Annotated in this window: 1 protein-coding gene; it reads left to right on the plus strand. The window is 69.0% G+C overall.

All coding sequences use genetic code 11. The features are described 5' to 3' along the window. Positions 1 to 2930: hypothetical protein (locus VN520_RS30845; RefSeq protein ID WP_325750235.1), on the plus strand; the 2930-nt coding region annotated here is incomplete at its 5' end. Positions 2931 to 3677: the final 747 nt, after the last annotated feature.

The following is a 3677-nucleotide window of genomic DNA, read 5'->3' on the forward strand; positions in this document are numbered from 1 at the left end:
TCGTCACCGGGCGACCTCACCCGCGCGTTCCGGTGAAGCTGGCGCCGGACCACCCGCTGCGCGACCCGGCCATCGTCAGGCGGCTGACCGACTCCCCCGCGGCCCGGGTCATCCGGGACACCGCCATGGCAGAGTTGCGCACCCTGCTCGAGGACCGTGGCCTCGGCCGGCGCCTCCTGGGGCTGCTCGTCTCGGCACGAGGCGCTCTCACCGGCGCGGACCTGGGCGAACTCCTCGACATCACGCCGTACGACGTGCAGGACAAACTCCGTACTGTGGTCGGCCGATCCATGGCACCCACCCGCACCGACCTCCTTCCCCTGGACGTACGGGCAGAAGCGGAGGCCGAAGCCGGTCGGCAGACTTTCGTGCTGGCCCACAGCACGCTCCACGCAACCGCGTGCGAGGCACTGGGAAGGCGTTTCCTCACCGAACGTATCCGCGACCTGGACCACTGGGCCCAGCAGTACCAGGACGAGGGCTGGCCCGACGACACTCCGAACTATCTCCTCACCGGCTACACCCGGCTGCTGCACGAGAAGGGACGCACCGAGGAACTCACGGCCCTGGTCCTCGACCCTCAGCGCCAACTCCGCCTCGCTCAACGCTCCGGGCCCGATGTCGCCCTCGCCCAACTCGACCTCATCACTTCCTCCGGCAGGGACCACTCGGCGCCGCTGGACGTGGACAAGGCGGCAGCAGCTGCTGCCTCTGGGGAGATGCTGCTGGCCCACGTGCAACCCCTGCCGGCCTCCGTGGCGCGGACCATCGCCCGGCTCGGTGACACGCAGCGGGCCCGCGCGCTGGCGGGCGCGTCGGGCAATGCCGTCGACAAAGCCCTGAACCTGGCCGGTGTGGCACGCGTACTGCAGGCCATGGACGATGAGCAGGCCGCCGCCACTGCCCGCGAGGCGGGCGAGTGGGCACGTGCGGCCCTGCGGGAGACAGAGCGCCTCGGCCACGCCGCGGATACGGCGGAGGCCGCAGCAGCGCAAGCGGCCCTCGCCTTGTTGAAGACGGCCCAGCGGACGGGCATGAGCCGCGACCTCCAGCACCAGCATGAGGACGGCCTCGCTCTGCTCCGTTCCACACGCGGAACGAGTACGGGGCGCAACGAGGCCTGGGCGCAGGCCGCCCGCCTGTTGGCACCGGACCACCCGGAGCACGCGGCAGAACTCCTGGACGAGCTGGAAGAGCAGGCTGAGACGCTCGCCGTCGAAGACCCGGCTGAGGGAGGCGTCGCAGCCGGAGCCGTTCAGCTCTGGCAGACGGTGGCATCCGTAGCTCCTGATCGCGCGGACCGTCTCCACGACCGCGTCCTGGCACACGCGGCTGAAGTGTGGCAGGACGCGCCCACCTTGGAGAACGTCTCCGTGATCGCCGCCGTGGCCTCGTTCGTGGCGCAGTCCCGGCCGACGCAGGCCGAGCAGCTTGTGGACGCGGCATGCCGGTACCTCGAGCGCACGCTGCACGCGGACTGCGGGCGGCTTTCGGCAGCGGATGCCTTTCATGTCGAATTCGGCTTCCGGCACACGCTGACCGTGCTCTCCCAGGCCCTCGCCGATGCCGGGGCACCACCGGAAACAGCGGCACGTGTGCTGGAGCTCGGGCAGCGCGCCCTACCTCTGGAGCCGACAGACCAGCCGGAACAATCTACCCCCGACGGGGATGGAGACCACACCTTCGCCGAGGTCGGCGCATTCGCGGACCAGGCCTTCAATCTGGCTGATCACGGCGCCGTCGATGACGCCGAACACCACCTGGAGCAGGCGCTGGCCCTCCTGCCCACGGCCGGTCCTGGAATGGACCGCACTCCCGCGTGGCTGCCGGACCTGGCGGATGCGCTCATCCGTTCCGGCGCGGCCTCCAAGCCCGAGCCGCTGCTGAAGCTGGCGCGGCACCCGGCCGACCGGGTACGCGTACACGCCGCCATGGCCCTGGCCTATGCGGACTCCCGCCAACTAGCCCCAGCGCGCCACCACGCACAGGAAGCAGCCCGTGCGGCTGCCTTCGCGAACACGTCCGAGACGAGCTGGGCCTACGCCGCACAGGCGCTGGCGTGTGCGGGTGAGGTGGAACCCTCCATGAACCTCATCGTGCAGCACAAGCGTCCAGACCGTGCGGGCAGGCAGGCCGCTTGGCGGAAGGCCGACCGGGCAGCACGCATCGCAATCGCCGCAGAACTCGCGACACACGACCCTGAAGCGGCGGGCGAGCTGATCCATCCACTGCTGAAGCGCCTGGACGCCGCACGGCACGCGATCCACAGCGAAGGGGCGCTGGCCTCACTGGCAGAGCTCCTCCCGGCTACTGCCCACCTGCCCTCTGCACAGCAGTCGCTCTTCGACACGATGATGGAAAGAGCGCGTGCGCAAGTAGCACGAAGCAGCCCGCAGTCCTGGAATCCTGAAAGTGTCCTCGTGGAGGCCTTCTTCCGCATCGGCGCCGGAGAAGAACCCACCCGGCAGCTGGACTGGCTGGCAGGAAACCTGGCCAGCCGCAGGACCAGACTCTTTCCCACTGCCGCTCTGGCAGTACTCCACGCCGCTCTGCGCGACACCACCACCGCCCAGCGAGTAGCCGCGCTGCCCGCTGCCCCACACCACAGAGCGGCGGCACTGACCGCGGTGGCATCACACCTCGCACGCCTGCCCTCCCGCCCCTGCCCCGTCCCTGACCCCACCGGCACAAACTCCTTCACCCACACCATCCAGCACCTGGCCCTGAAGGTGACCCCAACCACCCGCCCCGACAACGAGACACCCATGAAGCTTCTCCACCACGCCCTGACTACTGCCGGCTGGTATCACACGATCCCAACTCTGGCTCTTCTCGCCCCTGACGCGATTACCGCCGTCCGAGACATCACCGTGGCACACCTGGGCGAGTCGCAAGGCCTCCGAAACCGATGTGAGAACTCTCGAACCTGAGACAGCATCACCCTCCATGAGATAAAGCCCCACGACAGTGATCCCGCCCATCAACCTCTCGCCTCGTGACAGCGACCCACCCGCCCACAAACACCCATTGACCAGCGCCAAAACACCAGCCCCTGGACCAGCACGACCGACTCTCACCGCCACCGACACCAAACCTAGAGATCGCACCATCCCTGCGGGCGCGGGGGTGGTCCCTGAGCCTGGCCCAACCCGGGCCTGGGCAACTTCTGCTCCCCGCACCCGCGGGGATGGTCCCGGCTTGTGCTATCCGGCATCAACCGCGCTCTTGTGCTCCCTGCGCCCGCGGGGATGGTCCCGAGCCCATTGAGTACTTGATCGATGAGATCCGCTGCTCCCCACACCCGTGGGGATGGTCCCTACCGGCTGAAGTACTCCGTACGGAGCGGCACCTGCTCCCCGCACCCGCGGGGATGGTCCCGTCCCGGATGCCGGTGAGGAACGTGCGTACCTCTGCTCCCCGCGGGCGCGGGGAGCAGACGGTGACGTTCCCACGCCGGTTGTTCTCGATGGGGCCATCCCCGCGGGCGCGGGGAGCAGCAGACGGTCACCTGCTGGTGTTCGGCGTCCGGGGGGTCTTCCCCGCATGCACGGGGAGCAGGAAGGATTCTCGACGTACCCGCACGGCATCCCGGGGTCATCCCCGCATACACGGGGAACAAGCCGAGCGATACAGCTCGGCGGCCAGATGCTCGGGATCATTCCCGCGTACGCAGGGAA

This window comes from Streptomyces sp. (assembly GCF_035563135.1).
Taxonomy (GTDB): domain Bacteria; phylum Actinomycetota; class Actinomycetes; order Streptomycetales; family Streptomycetaceae; genus Streptomyces.